Raw genomic sequence first — 24,337 nt, forward strand, 5'->3', positions numbered from 1 at the left:
CCGGCAGCATGGACGGCAAGCTCATCGACCGGATCCGCGGGGCCCGGCGGATCGCCGCGCTGACCGGTGCGGGCATCTCCACCGCGTCCGGGATTCCCGACTACCGCGGCCCCGACGGCGTCTGGACGCGCTCTCCGAGCGCGGCGAACGCCTTCACCCGCAAGAACTTCATGGCCGACGCCGCGGTGCGCCGGGAGTTCTGGCGCAGCTACGCGGGGCACGCCGCCTGGCGGGCCGAGCCGAACGCCGCCCACCGCGCGCTGGCCGGGCTCGACAGCGCGGGCGTTGCCGTCCGGGTGCTCACCCAGAACGTCGACGGCCTGCACCAGCGGGCCGGGCTCGCCGCGCGGAAGGTCCTGGAACTGCACGGCACCATGCACACCACGCGGTGCACCCGGTGCCCGGCCCGGTTCCCGACCGCCGGCATCCTCGCCGCGGGGGACGACGACCCGTCGTGCCCGCGCTGCGGCGGCATCCTCCAGCTCGATCTCGTCCTGTTCGGACAGAGGCTCGACGGCGAAGTCCTCGGCCACGCACGGAACATCGCCGCGGCGAGCGAGCTCTTCCTGGCCATCGGCAGCACGCTGCAGGTGGAGCCGGCGGCGTCGCTGTGCTCGGTGGCGGTCCAGGCCCGCGCGACGCTCGTCATCGTCAACCGCGACCCGACGCCGTACGACGACGACGCCGATTTCGTGCTGCGAGAAGACATCGAGACGGTCGTGCCCGAGCTGTGCGCCGCCGTGACGCAGGTGGGGAACCGGTAATCCGCGAAGCCCGCGACGAAGACTGGCCGGGGATCTGGCCGATCATCCACGACGTCGTCACCGAGCAGCGGACGTTCCCGTACGACCCGGCGATGGGCGAGCGGGACGCGCGGCGGATGTGGCTGCTCGCCCCGCCCGCCCGGGTGGTCGTCGCGATGGACGGCGACCGCGTGACGGGAACGGCCACCATGTACGCCAACCGCCCGGGGCCCGGCAGTCACGTCGCCTCCGGCAGCCTGATGGTGGCGAAGGAGGCACGCGGCACGGGCGTCGGCCGGCAGCTGGCGACCGATCTGGTCGGCTGGGCCCGGCGGAGCGGGTTCGCGGCGATCCAGTTCAACGCCGTGGTCGAGGTGAACGTGGCCGCGATCCGGCTCTACGAGAGCCTGGGGTTCGTGACGCTCGGGACGGCGCCGGGCGCGTTCCGCCACCCGGTGGCCGGGGACGTCGGGCTGCGGATCATGTGGCTGGATCTGCGCTGACCCGCCCGCCGAACCGCCAGGTGCGGACGTTTCGTCGCCGACGAGGTGGCAGCCGGCCCGGCAGTCCGCCGGCAGCCCGCCGGCAGCCCGCCGCGTTGCGCCGGACCCGCGGCAGCTGGGCGATCCGCTCAGGTCCTGCCACGCTTTCGCCGAGCGGATCCGGTCGGCGGCCGACGGTGGGAACGCCCGGTAGCCGCTCGGACGCCGGTCCGCCCGTGCCCCTCCCGGCGGAACGGCTGGCGGAGTAACCGCCGGCTGTTCGCCCACGCGCGCACCGGCCGCGAACGGACCGCGGCCGGGATCCGGTTCCGGTTCGTGCGGAAGCGGCCAAGGCCGCGCTCGAAGAGTTCTACACGCTCGAGTGATATTCGATCAGCGCGTGGATCGAACGGGAATGTCGCTCAGTTCTTCGGCGAAGATCGTGTCGATCTGCCGGCTCGCGGTCCGCAGTTTTGCCACGCCCGCGACGAGCAGCAGGAACGCGGCGGCGGGGATCGCCAGCAGCGCGGGCGGCCACCCGAAGCCGAGGACGGCGACGGTGCAGATCAGGGCGGCGACCAGGAAGACTGCCCGGCCGGCGACCCGCGGCCACGCGGGACGGGGCTTGGCGTGCCGGCCGCTCGATGTGCGGAAAACCGGCCGCGCGAGGACAGCGTGGACACTCATCCAGACCTCCGTGAAGGTGGGTCGAACCGGCCGGGAGGGGATTCCCGGTGGCGGCACCGTGGAGTGTGTCGGGCCGGACCCGGTTCCGGTTACCTGTCGTTATTGGTTCGAGTCCCAATTCACTGAATCGAATTACGCACGGTTTCCGCGCATTTTCCGCACCAGGGCCATTGGACCCGGATCGGTGCGCCGGAGGTCCCGCGCCGCGGGCTCACGAGTCGTGGCCGGGACCCTTGCCCCGGGTTTTGCCGGGCGGATCGGTCTTCGGGGGCTTGCCCTGTTTCGACGGCGGCCCGGCCGACGGCGGGGTCTCGTGCGTCACGGCGGCGGGTTCGAGCGACGCCGCCTCGCTGGTGCCCGGCTGCGTGCCGGACCCACCGGGGCCGGGGCCGGGGCGCGGCGCGACGGAGGTCCCGGACTCGGCCAGGGGCGTGGCGGACGCAGGCGTGGAGGCGGCGGTCGGCGACTGCGCGGCGGGCGGCGGCTGGGCGGGTGACCCGGTCCCGGCCTCCTGCTGGGTGAGCAGCACGGCGGCCACCGCGGCCACGGCGGCAGCGGTCAGCCCGGCGGCGGCCGCCACCCGCCGGCGCCGCGGGTTCTCGGCCGGCGCGGACGCTACGGCCGCGAGGTCGTGGTGGTGGGTGGGGGCATCGGCAAGCGGGTCGCGCCGGGTGGGGCTGGGGGCGTTGGCACGGGTGGGGTGCGAGCCAGGGTGAGTGGCGGTGGGGGCTGCGCCTCGGGCCGGGTGAGGGCCGGCGGTCGCAGGGGCGTGGGTCGCTTCGGCAGCGGCCTGGACGCCTGGAGCCGGATGGGGGCCGGCAGCCGTAGCGCCGTGGGCTGCGATGGCTTCGGCAGCGGCCCGGTCGCTTCGGATCGGGCCGGCGGCGGCGGCGGTCGCAGCGCTCCGGGCTGCGTTCGCTTCGGCAGAATTCAGCTCGCCTCGAGCCGGGCTGAAGGCCGCGGCCGTGTCGGGGTGCGCCGCTCCGGCGGCCGGCGCCGCTCCGGCCGCCGCGGCCGAACGCCGGCGCCAGCGGGGGCTGCGCTGCGTTCGGCTCCACGGCAGCGTCGGCGGCGGGCTGTGCAGCATGTTCAGCACCTTCGCCGCCGACGGCCGGTCGGCCGGTTCGCGCTGCGTCATCCGGCGCAACGTGTACGCCAAAGCCGGCGGTGCGTCCTCCGGAATCCTCGGCGGCCGCGTCAGGCGGGCCATCGCCGCCTCGACCATCGTGCCGAGGTACTCGCGTTGGCCCGTCAGGCACTCCAGCAGGATCAGGCCCAGCGCGTACACGTCCGCCGGTGGGCCCGCCGGCTCGCCCGACACCTGCTCCGGGGCCAGGTACGCCGCCGTGCCCGGGATCAGGCCCGTGCCCGTGATGTGCGTCGCGTCGAGGGCGTGGGCGATGCCGAAGTCGCCGATCAGGGGACCGTCCGCGGACAGGAACACGTTGGCCGGCTTCAGGTCGCGGTGCACGATGCGGCGCGCGTGGACGTGGGCCAGTGCCTCGGCCAGCCCGTCCGCCATGGCCGTCACGTCCGCCGCCGGCATCGGGCCGCTCAGCAGCCGCTCCGCCAGGTTCTCGCCCTCGACGAGCTGCATCACCAGGTACGTCCGGCCGTGCTCGGTGCCGCTGTCCAGCAGCGCCACCACGCCCGGGTGGCTGATGCTGCCCTGGATCGTCATCTCGCGCAGCCGGCGGCGCTGGTCAAGAGCCACCGCGTCGCGGTCGTAGATCTTGACCGCCACCTCGCGGCCGAGCCGCACGTCGTAGGACCGGTACACGCGGGCCGTGCCGCCGCTGCCGATCAGCCTGCCGACCTCGTACCGCTCGCCCAGCAGCCCGGGCGGCCGTTCGTCCTCGAGGGCGCTGCGCGGGGTGATGGTGAATTCACCGAGTGCGTAACGACCGCAGGTGAGGTCGTCCCCGTCGCTCGTCGGCGGGCGCCCCGTTCTCCCGGCTTCGTCGGCCACGGGCCCGGTATACCCCGGGCCCGTGGCCGGCAAACGTCGGAAGATCACATCGGGAAGTATCGTCCGGAGGGCCGCCGATGTGACAATCAAGGCCGCGCGAACGCGTCCACGCCGGTGAGCTGCGCCGACAACGTCCACAACCGCGCGGCCTCTTCCCGGTCCACCGCGTACTGGCGGACGCCCGATTCCGCCAGGCCCTCGGCGCCGTCCGGCGCGAGCTCGGCCACGTCGCAGTCCTCCAGGTACAGCCCGCCGAGCCCGGTCAGCTGCGGCGACGTCGCGGCCCAGACCGTGGTCGCCGCGCCCTGCTCCGGCGTCTTGAACTTCACCAGGTAGTTGCTGGCTTCGTCGATCCAGCCGCGCTCGATCCGCTCCTCGCGGGACAGGTGGCGCTGCAGCGGCGTCATGATGCCGCCGGGGTGCAGCGCGAACGCGTGGACACCCTTCCCGGCGCCCAGCTCGTCGAGGCGCACGGCGAAGAGCACGTTCGCGGTCTTGGCTTGGCCGTACGCCTGCCACTTCTCGTAGCCGTGCTCGAACTGGACGTCGTCCCGGCGGACGGGCGAGTAGTGGTGGCCGCGCGAGGACACCGAGATCACGCGGGCACCGTCGGCGACCGCCGGCCACAGCCGGTTGACCAGCGCGAAGTGGCCGAGGTGGTTGGTGGCGAACTGGGCCTCCCAGCCCGGGCCGACGCGCGTCTCGGGGCACGCCATGATGCCCGCGTTGGCGATGAGCAGGTCGATCCGCCGCCCGGTCGCCAGGAACCGGCCGGCGAAGGCGCGGACGCTTTCGAGGTCGCCCAGGTCCAGCTCGTCGACCTCGACGTTTTCGAGGCCGGCGAGCGCCTCCTCGGCGGTGGTGCGGCGGCGGGCCGGGACGACCACGTGGGCGCCGGCACCGGTCAGCGCGCGGGTGGTTTCGAGGCCGATCCCGGAGTACCCGCCGGTGACGACGGCGAGCTTCCCGGTGAGGTCGGCGCCTGCGACGGCTTCGGCGGCCGTGGTGGTGGCGCCGAAGCCCGAACCGATCTTGTGCTGTGCGGTGGTCATGTCCGCGACGCTACGAGCTGGAGCGCGCTCCAGCGCAAATCGCGTCCGGGGCCGAATCGGGGGACAATCGTGGGGAGAGGCGCAGCCGACCCAGGAAGGCTCTGATGTCCGACTACTACGGGAACCAGCCCCAGGACGTCCGCCCGGGGATCGACGCACGCCGCCTGTGGGCGGGCGGCGTCGCGACAGCGGTGGTCGCAGCCCTGCTCGCCGTCGTCGGGCTGCTGATCGCGCGGGGGATCTTCGAGGTCGAAGTGCTCGCCCCAAAAGGCGAAGGCGTCTGGGGCAACGCGAGCACCACGACGTACGCGCTGGTCGCCGCCGCGGTGGCCCTGCTCGCCACCGGGCTGATGCACCTGCTGAGCGTGGCGACGCCGGCGCCGTCCCAGTTCTTCGGCTGGATCATGGTGCTGGTCACGCTGATCGCCGTGGTGCTGCCGCTGACCCTGACGGTGACGCCGAGCGCGAAGATCGCCACGGCGGTGATCAACCTGGTGATCGGCCTGGTCATCGCGGCGGTGGTGAACAGCATGGCGGCCAGCGCCCGCACGCTGCACCGGCGCCGAAGCCAGCAGAGCGCGCCGCCGCCGTCGTCGCCGCCGACCCGCCAGCAGTGGACCCAGCAGGACCCGCCGACCCGCTACTACGACCGCTGACCATGGACGTCCGCGAGACCAACCGCCGCGTGATCGAGCAGTTCCGGGCGGGCGGCGAAGTCGACGGCATGCACCGGGAGCGGCTGGCCCTGCTGACGACGACGGGCCGCACCTCGGGCGAACCCCGCACGGTCCCGATGATGGTCCACCGCGACGGCGCCCGGTTGCTGGTGGTGGCGTCGAACGTGGGCGCGCCGCGGCACCCGGACTGGTACCTGAACCTGGACGCGGACTCCCGGGTACACGTGGAGGTGGACGGCCGCGAGTTCGACGCGGAGGCCCTGCCCCTCCTGGGGGCGGACTACGTGCGGACCTGGGGCGAGCTGGAGAAGGAGTACCCGTTCCTGGCCGACCACCAGGCCAAGGCCCGCCAGGCGAAACGGGTGATCCCGATCGTGGAACTGTCCGAAGAGGACTGAGCTGGTCCTCTTCGGACGGTATCACTTGCTCGCCACCCGCCTATACTTCGCCGTCGCCAGCGGGGCGAAGATCGCGATGATCGCCACGCAGCACAGGATCGAGTACAGCGCCGCGTTCTCCGCCGGCCAGCCCGTCTGCGGCGGGCCGAAGTGGTTGCCGAACAAGTCCCGCGTTGCGTTGATCACCGCCGTGAACGGGTTCCAGTCCGCGATCGCCTTCAGGAACGGCGGCAAGGTGCCCGTCGGGACGAACGCCGATGAGATGAAGCTCAGCGGGAACATCCAGATCAGGCCCGCGCTCTGCGCCACCTCCACACTGCGCGCCGCCAGGCCGATCAGCGCGCCCACCCAGGACAGGGCCCACGCGAACATCAGCATCACCAGATAGCCGAGCAGGGCGTCCCAGAAGCTGCCGCGGATGCGCCAGCCCACCAGGAGCCCGCACAGCGACATCACGACCAGCGCCACCACGCTCACGACCAGGTCCGACGTCGTGCGGCCGAGGACCACCGCGATGCGGGACATCGGCAGCGACCGGAACCGGTCGATGATGCCCTTCTGCAGGTCGTTCGCGAAGCCGATGACCGTGAACGCCGAATTGAACGCCACCGTCTGGGCGAAGATCCCGGCGATCAGGAACTCGCGGTACGCCGCACCGCCCGCTTCGCCGCCGATCGCGTTGCCGAACACGTACGCGAACAACAGCACGAACATGATCGGCTGCAGGGTCGCCGCCATCAGCCAGTCGGGGTTGCGGCGGACGTTCATCAGGTTGCGCCACGTCACGATGCCGCCGTCGGAAATGCCTTTGGCGAGCGCGTTCACTTCGCAGCCCCCTCGGTAGCGGAAGCGCCGTGGCCGGTCAGGGACAGGAAGACGTCGTCCAGCGTCGGGCGGTGCAGGGCGACGTCCTGGACCGCGATGCCCTGGGCGTCGAGCCGGCGCAGGGCCTCGATCAGCGCCTTGGGCCCGGTGTCGACGAGGATTTCGGCGCGCCGCGTGTGGTCGTCGCCGGCCGGCTCGCCGGTGCCGACCTCGCGCAGCACGTTCAGGGTCTTCGGGAGGTCCGCGGCCGTGGCGACGACCAGCTCCAGGCGTTCGCCGCCGATCTGGGCCTTCAGCTCGTCCGCCGTGCCGCGGGCGATCACCCGGCCGTGGTCGATCACCACGATCGAGTCGGCGAGCTGGTCGGCCTCCTCGAGGTACTGGGTGGTCAGCAGCACCGTGGTGCCATCGGCCACGAGCTCCTTGATGACCGCCCACGTGTCGAGGCGCCCACCCGGGTCGAGGCCTGTGGTCGGCTCGTCGAGCACCACGACGGTCGGCTCGGCGACCAGCGCGCCGGCCAGGTCGAGGCGGCGGCGCATGCCGCCCGAATAGCCCTTCGCCGGCCGGTCGGCGGCCTCGTCCAGGCGGAACCGCGCGAGCAGCTCCCGGGCGCGCGAGCGGGCCGCGGCCTTCTTCCGGCCGTAGAGCCGCCCGACCATGTACAGGTTCTCGAACCCGGTGAGGTTCTCGTCGACCGCCGCGTACTGGCCGGACAGCCCGATCCGGCGCCGGACCTGGTCCGGCTCGGCCAGCACGTCGTAGCCGGCCACGTGCGCTTCGCCCGAGTCGGGCCGCAGCAGCGTGGTCAGGATGCGGACGGTGGTGGTCTTCCCGGCGCCGTTCGGGCCGAGCAGGCCGAGCACCTGCCCGGCCGGGATGTCGAGGTCGACGCCGTCGAGCGCACGGGTCGTCCCGTAGGTCTTCACGAGCCCCCGCACCCGGACGGCGACGTCCGGTTCCGGCTGTGGCATGTCGGCTCCCCCTTCAGGTGACCCCGACAAGCTAGGCCAAGGGAGTCCGGTTTGTCCTCCGGGTTTATCCCTGAGCCGCCGACAGGGTGACGGCGAACTCCGGCGGCGTCCGCAGGGACTGGAACACGACGCAGTAGCGCTCGGTCAGCTTCTTCAGCGTGGCGAGCTGCTCCTCGGACGCATCGGTGTCCAGGTCGAAGGCCAGCCGGATGGCGCGGAAGCCCACCGGCGCGTCCTTCGCCACGGCGAGGGTGCCGCGGAAGTCGAGGTCATTTTCGGCCCGGACCCGCCCGCCGCGGACGTCGAGGCCCAGCGACGTCGCGACGGCCCGCAGCGTCACGCCCGCACACGCGACGAGCGCCTCGAGCAGCATGTCCCCCGAACAGGCGAGGGTCGGATCGCCGCCGGTCGCCGGGTGCAGCCCGGCTTCGACGACCGCGCGGCCCGTATCGACCTTGCAGGAGATGCCGAGCCCGTCGAGTGCGGCGTCGGCGTGCAGGGTGACGAGCGCGCTCGCCGGGTGTTCGCGGTACTTGTCCTTCAGCGGCGCCTGGGTCGCGCGCAGCTCTTCGGTGTCCATGCGCCGATTCTGCTCCGGAAAACGCAGCAGCGGGGAGGCCGGTTTCCCGGCCTCCCCGCCTCAGTGCGCTAGCTTCAGCTCAGGGTGACGGCCACGTCGTCGATGACGAACGAGGTCTGCAGCGAGCTGTCTTCGGTGCCGCTGAACTTCAGCGCCAGGGTGCCACCGGCGGCCGACGAGACGTCGATCGTCTTGAGGGTGTACCCGGTGCCCTTGTTCAGGTTGGAGTAGCTGCCCAGCGTCGCGCTGCCGTTGGTGACGGTCAGCTTGTCGTAGGCGACCGTGGTGGTGGTCTCCGCGGTGTCGATGTGCAGGTAGAACGTCAGGCTGGCGTGGCAGCCCGCCGGGATGCTCACCGACTGCGCGACGGCCTCGGTGTGCGTCGAGCCGTAGCCGTCGAGGTAGGCGCTGTACGTGCCGCCGTGTGCCGCCTCACCCGAGGACGCCCACTGGCCGATGGCGCCGGTGTCGCCGGTCCAGCTGGAAGCACCCGACTCGAAGCCGCCGTTGGCGATCTTCTGGCCGGAGCAGCCGCCGGTGGTGCCGACGGTCCAGGTGAACGACGCCGTGCCGGTCTTGTTGGCCGCGTCCTTCGCCGTCACCGTGACGTTCGAGGTGCCCGCGGTGGTCGCGGTGCCCGAGATCGTGCCGGTGGAGGCGTTGATCGACAGGCCGGCCGGCAGGCCGGTGGCCGACCAGGTGTACGGCGCGGTGCCGCCGGAAGCCGACAGGGGCAGGTTCACCGAAGCGCCGGTCACGGTGGACTGGTTGCCCGGGTTCGAAACGGTGACCGTGCCGGTCGCCGAGCAGGTCGGGTCGGCCGACTGGGCCGGCACGCTGATCGCGTCCCACGCCGCCTTCACGGTGTTGAACTCGGTGCAGCTGCCCGGGAACAGGTTCTTCGCCGCGGTCAGCGTCCAGGTGCGGTACTTCAGGTACGAGCTGCTGGTGGTCTTGAGCAGCATCGCGTTGTAGAAGATCTTCACCGCGGTCTGGACACCGAGGCCGGTGACGGTGGAGCTGTTGCACGTGCTGCTGGTCGGCTGGCCGTTGGTCGGGTTGGTGCCTTCGGCCAGCAGGTAGAACCAGTGGTTGCCGGGGCCGGCGGCCGCGTGCACCTCACCGTTGGGAACCGAGCTGTCGTAGCAGTTCTTGTCGCCCAGCGCCGACGGGTTGTACATGTTGCGGATCGGGCCGGAGCCGACCAGGTTGACCTGCTCGCCGACGAGGAAGTCCGGCTGGTCGTAGGGAGCCGGCTCGTTCGCGAACCACTCGGTCGAGGCGCCGAAGACGTCCGCGACGAACTCCTGGGTGCCCGCACCCGAAATGCCGCCCGGGGTGTGGTCGTCGATGCCGTGGCCGTGCTCGTGCGCCACGACGTCGATCGAGCCGATCCAGCCGCCGGCCGTGTTCTTGCCGATCTGGACCTGGGAGCCGTCGTAGTAGGCGTTCTGGTCGTTCAGGCCGACGCGGATCGGCCAGCCGCCGCCGTTGCCGTCGAAGCTGTTGCGGCCCAGCCACTGCGAGAGCATCTTGTTCTCGGTCTGGGCGGCGAACAGCGCGTCGACGCACCCGGTTTCGCGGTTGCTGGCGGTGCCGTTGCCCCAGAGGTCGTCCGGCCCGCTGAAAGTCGTGTTGTTGGCCGCGTCCTGGCAGGACGTGTTGGTGATCGTGGGGTCCTTGAGCGAGTACGTGCTGCCCGAGTGCGTGGTGTCGAGGTGCACCGGGTTCGGGCCGTTCCACGCGCTGGTGCCGTCACCGTTGAGGACGTGCTCCTGCGTCTTGAGCACCTTGCCGGAGGTGGCGTCGACGATGACGTCGAGCCGGCTCGGGCCTTCGGCGTCGCGGCCGACGACGGTGCTCTTCCACGCCAGCGCCGGGGTGCCGAGCGCGTAGACGACCTGCTGCGCCGGGCTCACGCTGTCCACGGCGGACAGCTGCTGCCGCGCGGTCGCCTCGGCCGCGGCCTTTGTGACCTTCGCGCTGGTCGTGGCGAGGTCGATCGTCTGGTCCTGCGCGACGGAGGTGCCGAGCACCTGGCCGGTCGAGTTCGTCGCCACCACGAAGTCGCCGCCCACCACGGGCAGGCCCTTGTAGCTGCGCTCGTAGGGGATGTACTTCAGCCCGTTGGTCGAGGAAATCGCTTTCTGGGCCGAGAAAACGTCGTCCGAGCTGGCGTGCAGCGCGGCGGGCTTGCTCGCGACGAGACCGGCGGCCGCCGAAACGGCCAGGGTCTGGGCGTCGGGGACGGCGTTCGGGGTGACGGGCTGGGCCTGGGCGGTGGTGGTCGTGCACACCGCGGCGATCAGCGCGCCGCTCGCGGCCAAGACGATCGGACGTCTCAGTTGCATCGAAGGATCTCCTCCGGGCAGGGCGAACCGACCCGGGGTCGAGCCGGGCCGAGAACGGGGACGGTGGGGAAAATGGTGCGGCTTAGCGGAAATCAGGATCCGGTGCCGAAGCCTCGTGAACAAGCGACGAACGTAGGAGTCTTATTTGAAAGTAGCAATACATCCCAAAAAGGACAATTGACGCTATTGGGATTCCGGCTGCCGACCGTCCACTGTGGAGTTGATCGGGGCCACCGCCGTTCGGGTGATCTTCACGCGCGCTCGAGGGGTCCGAAACGACGAAGACCCCCTCGCCGGTCGCGGCGAGGGGGTCTTCGTCGTTGCTGAGGGTCAGGCGGTCTTCTCACGCTTCGGGAGCTTCCAGCCCGGGCGCACGAAGTGGCAGGTGTACCCGTTCGGAATCCGCTGCAGGTAGTCCTGGTGCTCCGGCTCGGCCTCCCAGAAGTCGCCCACCGGGCCGACTTCGGTGACGACCTTGCCCGGCCACAGGCCGGACGCGTCGACGTCGGCGATGGTGTCTTCGGCGACCCGCTTCTGCTCGTCGTTCTCGAAGAAGATCGCCGAGCGGTAGCTCAGGCCGATGTCGTTGCCCTGGCGGTTCTTCGTCGTCGGGTCGTGCACCTGGAAGAAGAACTCGAGCAGGTCGCGGAACGTGGTCTGCGCGGGGTCGTAGACCACCTCGATGGCCTCGGCGTGCGTGCCGTGGTTGCGGTAGGTGGCGTTCGGGACGTCGCCGCCGCTGTAACCGACCCGGGTCGAAATCACCCCGGGCTGACGGCGGAACAGGTCCTGCATGCCCCAGAAGCAGCCGCCGGCCAGGACGGCCCTCTCGGTTGACGTGGTCACGGCGTCACTCCTTCTCCTCGTGCGGGGGTTACAGCCGGTACAACTGCCCCGCACCCCCGATGATTCCACGCGGGTGTTACGGAAGCCTGACGTGACGTGGGACGATGGACCGGACACCCCGGGAGGTGCGATGCGCGACGACATCGCCACGGAACGGCCCGGTGGCGTGCTGGTCGTCGAAGTGCGGGGCGAGCTCGACATCGACTCGGTGCTGCGCTGGACGACGGTCTTCGAAGCCGCCATCTGCGAACTGCCCGGGCCGCACCTGCTGGTGCTCGACCTCGGCCTGCTGGAGTTCCTCTCGGTCCGCGGCGCCCGCGGCATGCTGGGCGCGTTCGCCCGGTGCCGGCAGCGCGGGATCGCGGGCTGCCTGATCACCCCGCCGGGCACTGATGTGGAGCGGGTGGTCCGGTTGACCGGGCTGGCGGGGGAGGTGCCGGTCTTCGAGCACCGGTTGTCGGCGATCGCCGCCTACCAGCCGGACGCGGTGCGGTGGCTGCCGAGGTGAGGCCGGGACGCGGGCGCCGCCCTCGCCGGCCGGGCCGTCAGCCCAGGCCGTAGGTCTGCGGATAGTCCACAGTGCACACGAGCGCGTCGCGCCGGGCCCGGCGGCCGGGCGGGGCGATCAGCGGGCTCGCGGTGTGCAGGAACCGCCGGTCCTCGAACACGATGAGCTGCCCGGGCTCGAGCCGCTGGGTGTGGACCGGGGTTTCCGGGTCTTCGGGCCGGTACAGGGTCGTCTCCGCGCCGGTGCCGTCGCGGTCCACGACGTAGACGAAGACGAACTCCTCGCCGTCGGCGTGCGGCCGGGTCACGACGTTGGTGAACGTCCGGAAGAGGTTGACCCCGAAGGTGCCCCGCGGCCGGCGGCGGTGTTCCGGCAGCAGGCCCAGCACGGCGCGGATCCACGACGCGAACAGCGGGTCGCCCACCACCGGCGTGCGGTCGTACTCACGCCGTTCGGGGCGGCCGCCGCGGTCCTCGATGGCGATCTCGGGGTGTTCGCCCAGCTCCGGGACCTCGCCGTGCCACGCGTACTCCACGACGTCCCGGGCGCGCTCCCGGTCGGCGGGGATGTCGCCGGGGTAGCAGCGCAGGACGTCCCGGGTGAAGTACGTGCGCAGCAGGTGCTCGCGCAGCCGCGCCCCGGGCAGGCCCAGCTCGTCGTCCGACACGACGAGGTAGCCGTCGGTGTCGAGCTGTTTGCGGGCCAGGCGGAGGTCCTCACCGGGGGTACCGGGAAAGGCGAAAGCCATGCGTTCGTCCCAACGTGAAGGGAAAAGGGTCAGCCGAACAGCCCGGCCTGGATCTCACGGATCAAGGCACGGCTTTCGTCGGGCTCGAGGGAGGCGGCGACCAGGGCGTCGTGGTAACCGCGGTAGAACGCCACCGTCTCGGCCGTTTCGATGTGCCGGAACCCCGCGTGGGTCTCGATGTGCACGATGTCGCGGTCGAGCTCGTCTTCGAACTCGAAGTAGGCGTACATGCAGCTCATCGAGAACAGCGGCGGGTGGGTGAACGGGAAGACGCGCAGCTCGATGTTGGGGGCGGTCGAGCGTTCCACCAGGTGGTCCAGCTGGGCGTGCATGATCTCGCGGGAGCCGACGAACTGCCGCAGCGCGGATTCGTGGGTGACCGCGACCAGCTTCAGCGGGTCCATGCCGTCACGCCCGGCGAGGGCGTCCTTGCGCCGCTCGCGCAGCTCGACGAGCCGGTCGACCTCCTCGGCCGGCCACCAGTGCTCGTGGGTCGAGTACTGGGCGCGCGCGTAGTCGGGGGTCTGCAGCAGCACCGGCAGCAGCGGGATCGTGTAGATCCGGGCCACCGTCGCTTCGGTCTCGTACGCGAGGTGGGCGTCGAGACCCGGGGTCGCCGTGGTCTGCGAGTAGTCGGTCCACCAGCCCTGCCGCCCGGACGCCTTCACCCAGCGCATCAGCCGGTCGGCCAGCTGCGTGTTCTCGATCCCGTAGAAGCGGATCAGGTCCCGGACGTCCCTGGCCTGCGGGCTGCCCTGCGCGTTCTCGAGCCGGGAGAGCTTCGACGTCGAGATCAGCAGCGCTTCGGCCACCTCGTCGAGGGTGCGGCCGGATTCGTCACGCAGGTTCTTGAGCGTGTCCGCGATCCTTCGCCGCGGCACGATCGGGCCTTGCGTGGTGGCCATGGGGACCTTCGTTCTGGCGGTGGGCCGTTCACGGTGGGAGCCCGTTGTGGGTTTCCCACCGCGCCGCGACCATACCCCCTGGCGCTGACGCGGCGTGGACGTGGGGCCCGTGTCGGGCATTTCTCCTGACGGACGGGCTAGGCCGAAGGGGTAGTCCCGTCATGGGATTTCGTCGTGGGAATTGCAAAGCGGGTGTGCCCAGGATGACACTTGCAGGGCAGGGCCGCATCCGGGCCCCGCGCACGGCACCGAGGGGAAGGGGCCAGACCATGTTCGTCGTACTGAAATTGGGTGTGCTCGTCCGGGTGCTGGCCGGCGTCGCCGTCGGGGGCTTCCTGGTGTTCCTCGTGCTCGGCGGCCTGAGGGCCGGCGCGGCGGACCCGCCCGGGACGACGACGGCGCCGAACCCCGCCGCCGGCGGCAGCGACCTGCTGGCGCGCACCGCACCCACGCCGTACGTCGTGAGCGGCACGGGCAGCGGCCTGAACGTCCGCTCCTGCGCGGCGTCGACGTGCCGGCGGGTCGGCTGGATCGCGGAGGGCGGCACGTTCGCGGCGGAGTGCTGGACGCACGGCACGCCCGCCTCGGGCGACGACCGCTGGCTGCGCGGCACGGCCGGCGGCAGCACCGGCTACGCGGCCGCGCACTTCCTGCGGGGCAGCGGCGCACCGGAGTGCGGGACGAGCCCCGCGCGCCGGACGTGAGGCGCGGTCACTCGCCGCGCAGGGACCGGCGGATCTCGGCCAGCCGGTCCTTGGCGGCCTGGTCGCGGTCGGCGATCTGCTTGTCGAGCGTTTCGGCGGTGTGCTCGGTCCCGAGCCCGGCGACGTCGGCGGCCCCGAGCGACGTGGTGTACCGGTTTTCGATCTTGTCCCGGACGAAGTCGAAGCTGGGCACGCCGCCCTCGCTGTAGTCCGGGTCCGGCAGCGGCGGCGCCGGGATCGCGATCGCCGCGGTCGGGGTGTCGTCGACGATCTCGCCCTCGACCACGTTCTGGTCGTCGTGGGGTTGGTCCATCTCCCGACCTTAGCGCCGATGTGGGCAGTCCTGCCGGGACCAGTGGGTAATTCGGCCGTGGGCCCGGCGGGCGCGGTGGGGAATTCTCGACGCGCACAGCCGGTGTCCGGAGGGAGCAGACCATGAGTGCCGGGGCCTACCGCGCCGAAACCGCGGAAATGGGTGCCGTCGTCAGGGCGGTCGAAGACGTCGGGTCGTCCTTCTTCTCGGCGACGCGCGATCTGGAAGGCATGGTGCTGGACGCGTTGTCCTTCGCCGGGATCGGCAGCGGGGTCGCCGCCGCGAACACGGCGTTGCACTCGACGCTCGGCAGCGCGCTGCAGAAACTGCTGAGCCTCCTGACGAACGTGAACCAGCACGTCCAGACCGCCGCGGACGGCTACCGCGCCGCTGACTCCGACGTCGCCCAGGCCTACGGTGGCGGGCAGGACGGAGGGGGTGGCGCCGCCGCGGCCGCCGCGCCGCCGCAGCTCGACCCGCGGGTCGTCGACTCGATCATGCGGTCCGAAGGCGCGACGGGGGAGCAGGGCGGCGTGCCCGAGGCCTACGGCTTCCGGCAGAACATGCACAACGGCTACGACCGGATCATCGCCGCGCGCGAGCAGTACGGCATCGGCAGCGCCGAAGAACGCGCGGTCGTCGCCGACCTGATGACCGCCAACGCGCGCACGGCCGGCGCGCTCAACTTCACCGATCCCGGCACCCAGGCCGCGATCATGTCCGGCGCGCACATGCGCGGCGCCGGCGGCGTCCGGGCCATCCTCAACCACATGGCGGGCGAGGACATCGTGCGGAGCTCGCGCACCCTCGGCGACGCGACGATCCAGCACGTCCAGGGCCTGACGCCGGAGCAGTTCCAGCAGGAGTTCCGCGACGCGCGCGTCGAATACGACCGCCAGGTCTACGGCGGGACGACGACCACCCAGGGCGGCCACACGCAGAACTGGTGGGACCGCTACGGAACCGGCCTGACCCGGCGCTACGACCGCGAACAAGCCGAGTTCCTCGGGCTAGCGCAACCACAGGACTGAAATTCCGGCCGCCACCGGTTCGAAGATCGCCCCGATGGGCACTCTCCTTGCGTAGCCGAACGACAACGGGAGGCACACGATGAACCGGAGGATGATCGCGCTACTGGGCGGGGTCGCCGCGATGGCGGGGACCGTGGCGTTCGCGGGAACGGCCGAAGCGGCGTCGACGCCGTGCAGTGCCGAAGCGAAGGCCTGCGTCCAGCGCAGCTCGAATACCGCGTGGCTGACCGACGGCGCCGGGAACGTCACCTACGGCGGCGTCCCGATCACCGTGGGGTTGCCGAAGTACCCGACCCCGGTGGGGAAGTTCCACGTGCAGTACAAGGACGTCGACCACTACAGCAAGCAGTTCAACGGGCCGATGCCGTACTCGGTGTTCTTCACCACCACCGGGGTCGCGTTCCACCAGGGCAGCCTGAAGGTCAAGTCCCACGGGTGCGTGCACCTTTCGCACGCCGCCGCGGTGAAGTTCTACACCTCGCTCAGCCCGGGTGACGTCGTCGAGGTCGTACCCTAATCCGTCCGTTGTGGACGGTCGAGCAGCGCGCCGGTGACGGCGCCGAACACCAGGTGGTCCAGGATCTGCGGCCCGCGCGGCAACGCCCGCACGGCGGGGTAGCCGCGGGCCGCGATCCCGAGGTCCAGCGCGGCGATGAGCAGCCCGGCGACCGCGCCGCCGCCGGCACCCAGCCGGTGCCGGCGGCCGGTCGCGGCCAGCACGCTGGTCCAGACCGCGGAAACGAAGACGTGCGCGACCAGCCCGGCGGCGACGCCGGGCCGGTCGCGCCGGCCCGGCAGCAGGGTGCCCGCCGCGCGGGTGGCCGCCAGGACGTCACCGCCGGTGACGAGCGCGTGGACGGTCGACGGTATGCCGCTGACCACGGCGGCGACGGCGCCCGCCTTTGCCGGGTTCATCCGGCCAGGTAGGCGGCCACCCGGATCCGCAGGCCGCGGACGCAGGGTAGCGCGATGGTGAAGGTCCGCGCGGGCCGGTAGCCGGGCCAAGGGTCGCCGTGGGTGCACGGGCCGGCGAAGTACACGAAACCGTCTTCGTCGTCGTAGCGGCCTGGTGTCCAGACCTTCGCCTCACCCGCACTCGGGTTCCGGGCCGCCCAGTAGGCGTCGTGCTTCATGACGCGGCGCAGCTGCCCGGCGAACTCCGCCAGCTCGGCGTCCGGCAGGCCGAGACCGCGTCCGCTCCACACGCGGGGCATGCGTTCCGGGGTGCGCGCGGGGCTGCGGAAGGTAACCGCGCCGCCGGCGTACCGCCGGGTCCAGCGCGGGTTTTCCGGGGCTGCTGCGGCGAAATCGGGTCCGCCGGCGAGTTCCAGCGTCATGGGGGAACGATAGTCGATCAAGCGGGCAAGGGTACCGCCGCGCGGGTGCCGATCATCACCGACATGGTGTATACAGTATCCAGTAGGCTGGCAAAGGAGGCCGTTTTGTACACAGTCACCAACCCGGCAACGGGGGAGCTGCTGAACGAGATCCCCAACGCGGCCGACGAGGAGGTCCGCGCCGCGATCGACCGGGTGCACCGCGGGTACCGGGCGTGGCGCGCCCGCCCGGTCGCCGAGCGCGCCGCGGTCGTCCTGCGCGCGGCGGAGCTGTTCGCCGAGCGAGCGGACGAGCTGGCCGGGACCATGACCCTGGAGATGGGCAAGCGCATCAACGAAGGCCGCGGCGAAGTCGGCGTGGTCGTGGACATCTTCCGCTACTACGGCGAGCGCGGCCCGGACCTGCTGGCGGACGAGCCCCTCCCGATCCGCGGCGGCGAAGCGGTGCTGACGAAGGAGCCGATCGGCGCGCTGCTGGGCGTGATGCCGTGGAACTTCCCGTGCTACCAGGTGGCCCGTTTCGTGGCACCGAACCTGGTGCTGGGCAACACGATCCTGCTCAAGCACGCCTCGATCTGCCCCCGCTCGGCGTCGGCGATCGAGGCGGTGTTGCGGGACGCCGGCGTCCCGGAGGACGCGTACGTGAACGTGTGGGCGTCGAGCCGGCAGGTCCCGTGGATGCTGGCGGACCCGCGCTTGGCGGGGGTGTCGCTGACGGGCAGCGAGCAGGCGGGCATCGCGGTGGCGGCGGAGGCGGGCCGCAACCTCAAGAGGTGCGTCCTGGAACTGGGCGGATCGGACCCGCTGATCGTGCTGGACACGGACGACCTGGACGAAACGGTCCGAACAACGGCCACGGCCCGCATGCGCAACTGCGGCCAGTCGTGCAACGCCCCGAAGCGCATCATCGTGCTGGACGAGTTGTACGAGGAGTTCACCGACCGCTTCGCCAAGCGCGTGACGGAGTACTACGTCCCAGGGGACCCGGCAAACCCGTCGACGACATTGCCCCCATTGGCTTCAGTGGCGGCGGCGGAGGAGGTGGCGGCCCAGATCGAGACGGCAATCGCCTCGGGCGCAACGTTACGCGCGGGCGGCCATCGTGTCCCGGGGCCGGGAGCGTATGTGGAGGCGACGGTGCTGACGGACGTGACGCGTGAGATGGCGGCGTACCACGAGGAGATCTTCGGGCCGGTGGCGTTGCTGTTCCGGGCCTCGAGCGAATCGGAGGCGGTGGCGTTGGCGAACGACACGCCATTCGGGCTGGGGGCGAGTGTGTTCAGCGCGGACCGTGCGCGCGCGGCCAGGGTGGCGCGAGGGATCGAGGCGGGGATGGTTTACGTGAACAAGTCGGGTGGGTCGGAGGCGGATCTGCCGTTCGGCGGGATCAAGCGGTCGGGGATGGGGCGGGAGCTGGGGGCGCTGGGGATTGAGGAGTTCATGAACAAGAAGCCGATCCGCCTCTGACCTGCTGCCCCGTCAAGTCCCTGTCACGACGAACCTTCACCAAGCAACTCCCGTATCGCCGCAGCCTCCGGCGCCCCCAACTCGGCATACGCGGCCAACGCCTCCTCCAGATGAGAATTCGCCGACACCCGGTCGCCGGCTGCCAAAAATGCCATCCCCAGACCATGATGCGCAGCGGCGCGCTCGCGCAGGTGACCCGTCCGGCGAGCCAAACTCAACGCCTTCTCGTACAACGCAATCGCTTGCCTCCCGCTCTGGGTAGCCGCGAAGTCGTTGAGTGCCGTTACTTCCAGATTCGTATTACCGCCCGATCGGGCGAACTCCAACGCCCGGCGGAAATGGTCGTTCGCTTCCTCCAGTCGACCCAGTCCCGCATACGCGCTGCCCAGGGCCGCCAGTACCGGGCCGCCGAGGCCCGCAGATCCCAGGTTCTGGGCTATCCGGCCGCTTTGGTGGAGGTACTCCACCGCCTTCTCGTGGTCTCCGCACCAGCGGTGGTGCTCTCCTATGTTGCACAGCGCTATTCCCTCCAGCAGCGGGTAGCGCGTCCGGCGGGCCGCATCGAGGGCCGAATGCAGCTGGGTGCGGGCCGCCTGGCGGTGGCCGCGGATGTCTTCGATCGTGGCGATGCTGTTGCGGGTCATGCTCTCCAGGAGGTCGTTTCCCTGCGCGAGCGCAAGGGAGAGTGCCTCTTCGAGATGTTCGGCTGCCGCGTCGAAGCGGCCTAGGAACGTCGATGACATGCCGACGGCGTGGCGGGCGAATCCCTGCTCTTGCGTGCCCGGGCGGGTCAAGGTCAACGCCGTTGTGTGGAGCGCCAGGGCCTCGTGGTGGTGGGCCGCCACGTATAGGTAGCGCCAGAGCGTTGCCGACAGGCGTATCACGTGGTCCGCCAAGGGGGCGCTCGTGGCCAACGCCAGCATCGAGGCTCGCTCGGCGTCCAGCCACGCCCGCGCCTCCGCCGCCGAGGCGAAAGCCGGACGTGGGCCCGGTGCCGGTGGCCGCAGGTAGGGCTCGTGGGGTGAGAACAGGTCCATGGCCGCCGCCGCCCAGGACAGGTAGTGGTCGAACAGGCGGGTCGACGCCGGGAGGCGGGTGGCGGGATCCAGGAGCTCGGCGGCGTACAGCTTGACCAGGTCGTGCATCCGGAACCGGCCCGGCTGGTGCTCCTCCAGGAGGCTCGCCGCGCACAGCACGCGCACGGCTCGCGCGTCGCCGAGCAGCGCGGTCGCCGCCGTGCGGCTGATGTCGGCGGCCGGCATGAGGCTCAGCAGGGGGAACGCCGAGGCGGTCTCGGGCGGGAGGGAACGGCAGGACGCGTCGAACACCGCGCGCAGGCTCGCCGTCAGCTCGCCGGTGTCCAGGGCGTCCAAGCGGCTCTCGCGCAGTTCGGCGGCGAGTGCGGCCAGCCGCCCGCCCGGCTGAACCGCGACGCGGGCGGCGGCGATCGCCAGCGCCAGCGCCATCCCGCCGCAGCGGTCCAGGATTTCCTGCGCCGCCTCGGGTTCTTCGGCCAGCCGGGCCGCGCCCAGCTTGTCCGCCAGCAGCTCCCGCGCCTGCGGTTCGTCCAAGGTGCGCAGCGGCAACGCGCTCGCGCCGTGTGTGGTGAGCAGCCCGCCCAGCTCGTGGCGGCTGGTGATCAGGACCGAACACGACGACCCGCCGGGCAGCAGCGGCGTCACGTGCCGGGTGTCGCGCGCGTTGTCGAGCACCACGAGCAGGCGGCGGCGGGCCGTGAGGCTGCGGTACAGCGCCACCTGCCCGTCCGGTTCCGGCGGGATCGACGCCGCGGCGACGCCCAGCGCGCCGAGGAACCCGCGCACGGCCCGCTCGGCGGGCACCGGCTCGTGGGCCGGGTCGAAGCCGCGGAGGTCGACGTAGAGCTGGCCGTCGGGGAAGCGGCTCGCGTGGTCGGTCGCCCAGCGCACGGCCAGCCACGTCTTCCCGAGCCCGCCCGCGCCGGAGATCACCGCGACCGCGCCTTCGGCGGCCAGCATCCGGTCGAGCGCCGCCCGCTCGCCGGTGCGTCCGGAGAACGACGGCGCCGCGGCCGGGAGCTGCCGCGGTTCCGGGCCGGCGCCGGTCAGGATCCGGGCGTGGAGGCCGCGCAGCCGCGGGCCCGGGTCGGCGCCGAGCTCGTCGGCCAGGCGTGCGCGGACCGCCTCGTACTCCCGCAGCGCGTCGGCCGGACGTCCGTCGAGGAACAGCGCCTCGATCCGCTGCGCCGCCGCCCGTTCGCCGGCGTCCGGCTGCGGCTGGGCGAGCACGGCCGCGTGGGCGCCGGTGCGCAGCCGGAGGTCGTCGCGGTCCAGCAGAGCCGTCTCGTGCTTGCGCTCCAGCTCGCTGCGGACCCCGGCCACCCACGGCGAATCGAGCTCGCTCAGCGGAGTCCCGCGCCAGAGCGCCAGTGCTTCGTCGTACAGCGCGAGCGCCGCGTGGTCGTCCGCCGTCGTCTTCGCCTGCTGGACGAGCCGGTCGAACCGGTGGACGTCGACCGCCAGCGGATCGGCGACCAGGACGTAGCCGTCACGCTCGCGCTCGATCGTCACGCCGTCGAGCGCACCCAGCAGCGCCCGCAGCCGCGAGACGTAGGCGTAAAGCGAGTTCCGCGGCTGCCGGGGCGGCCGTTCGCCCCACACGCGGTCGATGAGCCGGTCGGCCGGGACCGCCCGCCCGACGTCCAGGAGCAGCACCGCCAGCACGTCACGCTGGCGCGCGTGCCCGACGTCCAGCCGGGTGCCGCCGGCCACGACCTCGACGGCGCCCAGCACCCGCAGCTCCACCACGGCAACCCTCCCTGCCCTCAGGCGTAGCGGATCGGCGCCGCCCGGACAAGGTCTGGCCAAGGTTTTCCCAACGGGCCCTGGCGCACCGTGACGGCACCGACGAGCAGGGGGAGCCGAAAATGATCCACGAAAGCTACGTCCGCGCCCGCATGGCCGAGGTCCGGCACGAGTTCGCCGCGGTCAGGCGGTGGCGGCGGCGGGTGACGCGCCTGCTGGGCCGCGCCCGGGCGGCTCGGGAGCCGGCTGAGTTGTCAGAACGCTGATAATCCCGCCGGATGACCTTCCTACCCCTGAGTGGTGTCGTTGAACGGCGTTTCCCTGACCTGCAGTTAACCGTCCGTTAGCCTGTTCGGTCGATTGCGGTGGAGTCGATCACGGTGTCGAATAATCGCCGACAAGGATTAATCGCCGTGAGGAGCTGGCTGTGCACTGGGGGACCGCGCTCGAAGACGGAGGGGCGGCGGGACTCGTCCGTCCGTACTTCCGCACCCACGGCCGGACCCGGCCGACGCGTGACCTTCCCGTCGAGACGCTCGTCTCGACCACCGCGCGCGGCCGCGCCATGACGCGGGGAAGCAGCCCGGAAGAGTCGGAGATCTGCGTGCTGTGCCGCACCTCGCAGTCGGTTGCCGAGGTGGCCGCGCGGCGGCGGCTGCCGCTCGGCGTGGCGCGGGTCCTGCTCTCCGACCTCGCCGATCGCGGCCTCGTCGCCGTGCACACCGCCAAGCGCGGCAACGGCAACCGGCCGAACATGGACCTGATGAAGCGCATCCTCCACGGCCTCAGCCGGCTGTGAACTCCCGGATCAGCCGGGCGAATTCCGCGGGCTGGTCCAGCGGCAGCAGCGTGTAGCTGTCGGCCACCTCGGCGAGCTCCCCCTTGGGCAGCAGGGAAACCAGCCGCCGGCCGTGCTCGGGTGGCATCACGCGGTCCTCGGTGGCCCAGACCACGAGCGCGGGGCGGTCGAAGCCCGGTAGCCGCTCGGCCGCGTCCAGCAGGATGCCCGGTTCGGCGGCGGCCGCCCGGAGCACGCGGACCGTGTCGCGGCGGACGCCGGCCTGGGTCAGCAGCGGACGGATCCAGCGGGCCGTGGCCGCGTCCCCGCGCTTGGTCAGCCGGCCGAACGCGATCGGGAGCCGGCGTACCGCGCGCAGCCGCATCTGCTGCATGAACAGCCCGAACAGGCGCGGCGAAAGCTTCCCGGTCAAGAACAGGGTCTTGCCCGTGAGGCCGGGCGGGAAGTTGTCGAAGGCGTCGCAAGACGCCAGTACGACGCGGCTGACCCGCGGGGCGCCGCCGACCATGAGCAGCTGGACCAGCGCGCCGCCGGTGTCGACGCCGGCCAGGGTGACGTCCCGCAGGTCGAGCCGCTCCAGGAACTCGGCGAGCAGCCGCGCGATGGCGGGCAGGGACAGGTCGGCCCCGGCCCGCATCGGGTGCCGGTGCGCGCCCAGCGGCAGCGTCGGGGCGAGGCAGCGCAGGCCGGGGAGCTCCGCCACCGGGCCGTCCCACAGGGAGCCGTCCATCAGGAGGCCGTGGACGAAGACGACGACCGGGCCGTCCCCGCCCGTGTCGGTGTACTCGACGGTGCCCGCGGACAGCTCGACCTGCATCTCAGCCTCCCAGTGACGCCCCCCGGCCTGAAGTGAACCACGTGGTTCGCAAACTGTCGAGGATCAGGGAGCCGCTTCCTCCCGTTCGACCGCCCGCAGCAGGGCCGCGAACCCGGCCGCCGCGCCGTCGCCGTCCGGGCTGGTCAGCAGGTCCACGAGGAACCCGCGCAGCGCCGCGAGGATCAGTTCGGCGACCTCGAGCTTGCGCCGCTCCGGCCAGTGCGGCGGGCAGAACGACACCAGGGTCGGCAGGTACTGCTGCGACGCACCCCGGCCGAGCGCGGCGTACCGGCCCGGGTCGTACATCGCCAGGCCCATCGCCTGGTCGAGGACGCGCCGCAGCTGCGTCTCCTCGTCGCGGACGCCGGCCCAGGCGGCCCGCACGCGGCCGGCGAGCGTCGGCGACTCCGCGGCGACGGCCGCCAGCGCGTTGCCGATCCGCCGTTCACGCAGCGCGAAGACCGCCTGCCGCAGCAGGTCCTCGGTGCTTTCGAAGTGGTAGAGCAGCACCTTGTGCGTCGTCCCGGCCGCGCGGGCGGCACGGCGCAGCGAGAAGTCGACGAGGCCGTTCTCGGCGACGTCGTCGGTGATCCGCGCGAGCAGTTGCCGGCGCCGGGCCTCGCCGCGGGGCGACCCGGCCGACCGCCGGTAACCCGCCCGGGCCGGTTCGTCGGTTGCGTTGTCCACGGGGGACAGCTTGGCACGGGGGCCGGACCCGCCCGGCTGAGCCGGCTTCGCGCCGATCTTGCCCGATGCCCGTCGCCACCGTGCCTACTGTGGCGGTTTCGCTGCCTTGGCTGCGCGCTCGATCTCCGCGTGGCGGTCCACCCAGAACTCTGCGTCGTGGTGGCCCGCCGTGGCCGTGGCGCCGTCCAGGTGCTCTCGGAGGATGTCCGCGTGGCCCGCGTGGCGGCTCGTCTCCGTCAGTACGTGGACCAGGATGGTGAACAGCTTCACGTCCGGGCGGGGCCACCACGGGACGTGACCCGGTGCGTCGATCGTGAGCTCGGTGATCGTCGCGTCGGAGTGGGCCCATGCTCGTCGGTAGCGGTCGGTGATCTGCGTGCGGTGCTCGTGCTCCGTGGCCCACATGTCCGTTCCGCGGGCTTCGAGGTCGTCCCAGCGGGGCAGGGGCTCGGGGAACGGGCGGGCGAAGACCTCTCCGAAGTACCGGGCTTCGGTCAGGGTCAGGTGCTTGACCAGGCCCAGGAGGTTGGTCCCGGTCCGGGTCAGGGGGCGTCGGATGTCGTACTCGCCGAGGCCGTCCAGTTTGCCCAGGAGGTCTTCGCGGACCTCGCGCAGGTCGCCGTGGAGGTACTCCTTCGCGAATTCGTCGATCAT

General features: G+C 71.8%; 28 protein-coding genes. 11 read left to right on the forward strand and 17 right to left on the reverse strand.

Going from position 1 to position 24,337, the window contains the following annotated elements; genetic code table 11:
* Positions 1-8 precede the first annotated feature (8 nt).
* Entirely contained in the window at positions 9-764 is a 756-nt protein-coding gene (locus tag C2L59_RS00460; RefSeq protein ID WP_103347504.1) for a Sir2 family NAD-dependent protein deacetylase, read from the forward strand.
* The gene (locus tag C2L59_RS00465) at positions 731-1,246 is read left to right on the forward strand and encodes a GNAT family N-acetyltransferase (protein ID WP_103347694.1); all 516 of its coding nucleotides are present in this window, start codon (positions 731-733) and stop codon (positions 1,244-1,246) included. The genes C2L59_RS00460 and C2L59_RS00465 overlap by 34 nt, the downstream gene beginning before the upstream one ends.
* Positions 1,247-1,618: 372 nt before the next feature.
* On the opposite strand, the gene C2L59_RS00475 is transcribed toward C2L59_RS00465, so the two are convergent.
* The 3 genes from C2L59_RS00475 to C2L59_RS00485 all read right to left on the reverse strand — a co-directional run bounded on the left by C2L59_RS00475 (position 1,619) and on the right by C2L59_RS00485 (position 4,933).
* A complete protein-coding gene (locus C2L59_RS00475) occupies positions 1,619-1,912 on the reverse strand; it encodes a hypothetical protein (RefSeq protein WP_103347506.1) in 294 nt (97 codons plus the stop codon).
* A 211-nt stretch (positions 1,913-2,123) separates the two neighbouring features.
* Positions 2,124-3,881 (reverse strand): serine/threonine-protein kinase, encoded by a 1,758-nt coding sequence (locus tag C2L59_RS00480; RefSeq protein WP_233223185.1) that lies wholly within the window; start codon positions 3,879-3,881, stop codon positions 2,124-2,126.
* Between the two features lie 86 nt (positions 3,882-3,967).
* Positions 3,968-4,933 carry an SDR family NAD(P)-dependent oxidoreductase gene (locus C2L59_RS00485; protein ID WP_103347507.1) on the reverse strand — a complete coding sequence of 322 codons (966 nt, stop codon included), beginning with the start codon at positions 4,931-4,933 and terminating at the stop codon, positions 3,968-3,970.
* Positions 4,934-5,037: 104 nt separating this feature from the next.
* Between C2L59_RS00485 and C2L59_RS00490 the strand changes: the two genes are divergently transcribed.
* Together C2L59_RS00490 and C2L59_RS00495 are read left to right on the forward strand one after the other, a co-directional pair.
* Positions 5,038-5,589 carry a DUF6069 family protein gene (locus C2L59_RS00490; RefSeq protein ID WP_103347508.1) on the forward strand — a complete coding sequence of 184 codons (552 nt, stop codon included), beginning with the start codon at positions 5,038-5,040 and terminating at the stop codon, positions 5,587-5,589.
* 2 nt (positions 5,590-5,591) lie between these two features.
* Positions 5,592-6,008 (forward strand): nitroreductase/quinone reductase family protein, encoded by a 417-nt coding sequence (locus tag C2L59_RS00495; RefSeq protein ID WP_103347509.1) that lies wholly within the window; start codon positions 5,592-5,594, stop codon positions 6,006-6,008.
* A gap of 21 nt (positions 6,009-6,029) precedes the next feature.
* Here the strand turns inward: C2L59_RS00495 and C2L59_RS00500 are convergent, their stop codons facing one another.
* The 5 genes from C2L59_RS00500 to msrA form a co-directional block, all read right to left on the reverse strand.
* Entirely contained in the window at positions 6,030-6,833 is an 804-nt protein-coding gene (locus C2L59_RS00500) for an ABC transporter permease (RefSeq protein ID WP_103347510.1), read from the reverse strand.
* The gene (locus C2L59_RS00505; RefSeq protein ID WP_199198845.1) at positions 6,830-7,807 is read right to left on the reverse strand and encodes an ATP-binding cassette domain-containing protein; all 978 of its coding nucleotides are present in this window, start codon (positions 7,805-7,807) and stop codon (positions 6,830-6,832) included. The genes C2L59_RS00500 and C2L59_RS00505 overlap by 4 nt, the downstream gene beginning before the upstream one ends.
* A 64-nt stretch (positions 7,808-7,871) precedes the next feature.
* Positions 7,872-8,387, reverse strand: coding sequence for an OsmC family protein (locus C2L59_RS00510; protein WP_103347511.1), 516 nt, complete (start codon positions 8,385-8,387; stop codon positions 7,872-7,874).
* A 74-nt stretch (positions 8,388-8,461) separates the two neighbouring features.
* A complete protein-coding gene (locus C2L59_RS00515) occupies positions 8,462-10,738 on the reverse strand; it encodes a M4 family metallopeptidase (protein ID WP_233223186.1) in 2,277 nt (758 codons plus the stop codon).
* A 330-nt stretch (positions 10,739-11,068) separates the two neighbouring features.
* Complete coding sequence (msrA, locus tag C2L59_RS00520) at positions 11,069-11,584, reverse strand: peptide-methionine (S)-S-oxide reductase MsrA (protein WP_103347512.1); 516 nt, start codon at positions 11,582-11,584, stop codon at positions 11,069-11,071.
* A gap of 130 nt (positions 11,585-11,714) precedes the next feature.
* Here msrA and C2L59_RS00525 point away from each other — a divergent pair, with 130 nt between their 5' ends.
* Positions 11,715-12,092 carry an STAS domain-containing protein gene (locus C2L59_RS00525; RefSeq protein WP_103347513.1) on the forward strand — a complete coding sequence of 126 codons (378 nt, stop codon included), beginning with the start codon at positions 11,715-11,717 and terminating at the stop codon, positions 12,090-12,092.
* 37 nt (positions 12,093-12,129) lie between these two features.
* Here C2L59_RS00525 and C2L59_RS00530 read toward each other — a convergent pair whose 3' ends face one another.
* Complete coding sequence (locus C2L59_RS00530) at positions 12,130-12,840, reverse strand: 2OG-Fe dioxygenase family protein (RefSeq protein WP_103347514.1); 711 nt, start codon at positions 12,838-12,840, stop codon at positions 12,130-12,132.
* A 29-nt stretch (positions 12,841-12,869) separates the two neighbouring features.
* Complete coding sequence (locus C2L59_RS00535; protein ID WP_103347515.1) at positions 12,870-13,745, reverse strand: helix-turn-helix transcriptional regulator; 876 nt, start codon at positions 13,743-13,745, stop codon at positions 12,870-12,872.
* 269 nt (positions 13,746-14,014) lie between these two features.
* Here C2L59_RS00535 and C2L59_RS00540 point away from each other — a divergent pair, with 269 nt between their 5' ends.
* Positions 14,015-14,449, forward strand: a complete 435-nt coding sequence (locus C2L59_RS00540; RefSeq protein ID WP_103347516.1) for a hypothetical protein — start codon at positions 14,015-14,017, stop codon at positions 14,447-14,449.
* Between the two features lie 7 nt (positions 14,450-14,456).
* On the opposite strand, the gene C2L59_RS00545 is transcribed toward C2L59_RS00540, so the two are convergent.
* Complete coding sequence (locus C2L59_RS00545; protein ID WP_103347517.1) at positions 14,457-14,762, reverse strand: hypothetical protein; 306 nt, start codon at positions 14,760-14,762, stop codon at positions 14,457-14,459.
* 122 nt (positions 14,763-14,884) lie between these two features.
* Between C2L59_RS00545 and C2L59_RS00550 the strand changes: the two genes are divergently transcribed.
* Both C2L59_RS00550 and C2L59_RS00555 read left to right on the forward strand, forming a co-directional pair.
* Positions 14,885-15,793 (forward strand): hypothetical protein, encoded by a 909-nt coding sequence (locus C2L59_RS00550; RefSeq protein WP_103347518.1) that lies wholly within the window; start codon positions 14,885-14,887, stop codon positions 15,791-15,793.
* 79 nt (positions 15,794-15,872) lie between these two features.
* A complete protein-coding gene (locus C2L59_RS00555; RefSeq protein WP_103347519.1) occupies positions 15,873-16,310 on the forward strand; it encodes a L,D-transpeptidase in 438 nt (145 codons plus the stop codon).
* Here C2L59_RS00555 and C2L59_RS00560 read toward each other — a convergent pair.
* Entirely contained in the window at positions 16,307-16,708 is a 402-nt protein-coding gene (locus C2L59_RS00560; protein WP_233223187.1) for a hypothetical protein, read from the reverse strand. The genes C2L59_RS00555 and C2L59_RS00560 overlap by 4 nt on opposite strands.
* Positions 16,705-17,130, reverse strand: a complete 426-nt coding sequence (locus tag C2L59_RS00565) for a hypothetical protein (RefSeq protein ID WP_103347520.1) — start codon at positions 17,128-17,130, stop codon at positions 16,705-16,707. Before C2L59_RS00565 ends, C2L59_RS00560 begins: the two co-directional genes overlap by 4 nt.
* A gap of 105 nt (positions 17,131-17,235) precedes the next feature.
* Here C2L59_RS00565 and C2L59_RS00570 point away from each other — a divergent pair, with 105 nt between their 5' ends.
* On the forward strand, positions 17,236-18,597 hold the full coding sequence (locus C2L59_RS00570) for an NAD-dependent succinate-semialdehyde dehydrogenase (protein WP_103347521.1): 1,362 nt from the start codon (positions 17,236-17,238) through the stop codon (positions 18,595-18,597).
* Positions 18,598-18,620: 23 nt separating this feature from the next.
* Here C2L59_RS00570 and C2L59_RS00575 read toward each other — a convergent pair whose 3' ends face one another.
* Complete coding sequence (locus C2L59_RS00575) at positions 18,621-21,383, reverse strand: BTAD domain-containing putative transcriptional regulator (protein WP_103347522.1); 2,763 nt, start codon at positions 21,381-21,383, stop codon at positions 18,621-18,623.
* A gap of 119 nt (positions 21,384-21,502) precedes the next feature.
* On the opposite strand from C2L59_RS00575, the gene C2L59_RS47715 reads away from it, so the two are divergent.
* Both C2L59_RS47715 and C2L59_RS00580 read left to right on the forward strand, forming a co-directional pair.
* Positions 21,503-21,646, forward strand: coding sequence for a hypothetical protein (locus tag C2L59_RS47715; protein WP_199198846.1), 144 nt, complete (start codon positions 21,503-21,505; stop codon positions 21,644-21,646).
* Positions 21,647-21,807: 161 nt separating this feature from the next.
* Positions 21,808-22,179: a DUF742 domain-containing protein gene (locus tag C2L59_RS00580; protein ID WP_103347523.1), complete on the forward strand. Its 372-nt coding sequence runs from the start codon at positions 21,808-21,810 to the stop codon at positions 22,177-22,179.
* Here C2L59_RS00580 and C2L59_RS00585 read toward each other — a convergent pair.
* The 3 genes from C2L59_RS00585 to C2L59_RS00595 all read right to left on the reverse strand — a co-directional run bounded on the left by C2L59_RS00585 (position 22,166) and on the right by C2L59_RS00595 (position 24,337).
* Positions 22,166-22,996, reverse strand: coding sequence for an alpha/beta fold hydrolase (locus C2L59_RS00585; protein ID WP_103347524.1), 831 nt, complete (start codon positions 22,994-22,996; stop codon positions 22,166-22,168). The genes C2L59_RS00580 and C2L59_RS00585 overlap by 14 nt on opposite strands.
* Before the next feature lie 63 nt (positions 22,997-23,059).
* Positions 23,060-23,683: a TetR/AcrR family transcriptional regulator gene (locus C2L59_RS00590; protein ID WP_103347525.1), complete on the reverse strand. Its 624-nt coding sequence runs from the start codon at positions 23,681-23,683 to the stop codon at positions 23,060-23,062.
* An 84-nt stretch (positions 23,684-23,767) separates the two neighbouring features.
* A complete protein-coding gene (locus C2L59_RS00595) occupies positions 23,768-24,337 on the reverse strand; it encodes a DinB family protein (protein WP_103347526.1) in 570 nt (189 codons plus the stop codon).

Origin of the sequence: Amycolatopsis sp. CA-128772 (assembly GCF_002904295.1) — a bacterium.
GTDB lineage: Bacteria > Actinomycetota > Actinomycetes > Mycobacteriales > Pseudonocardiaceae > Amycolatopsis.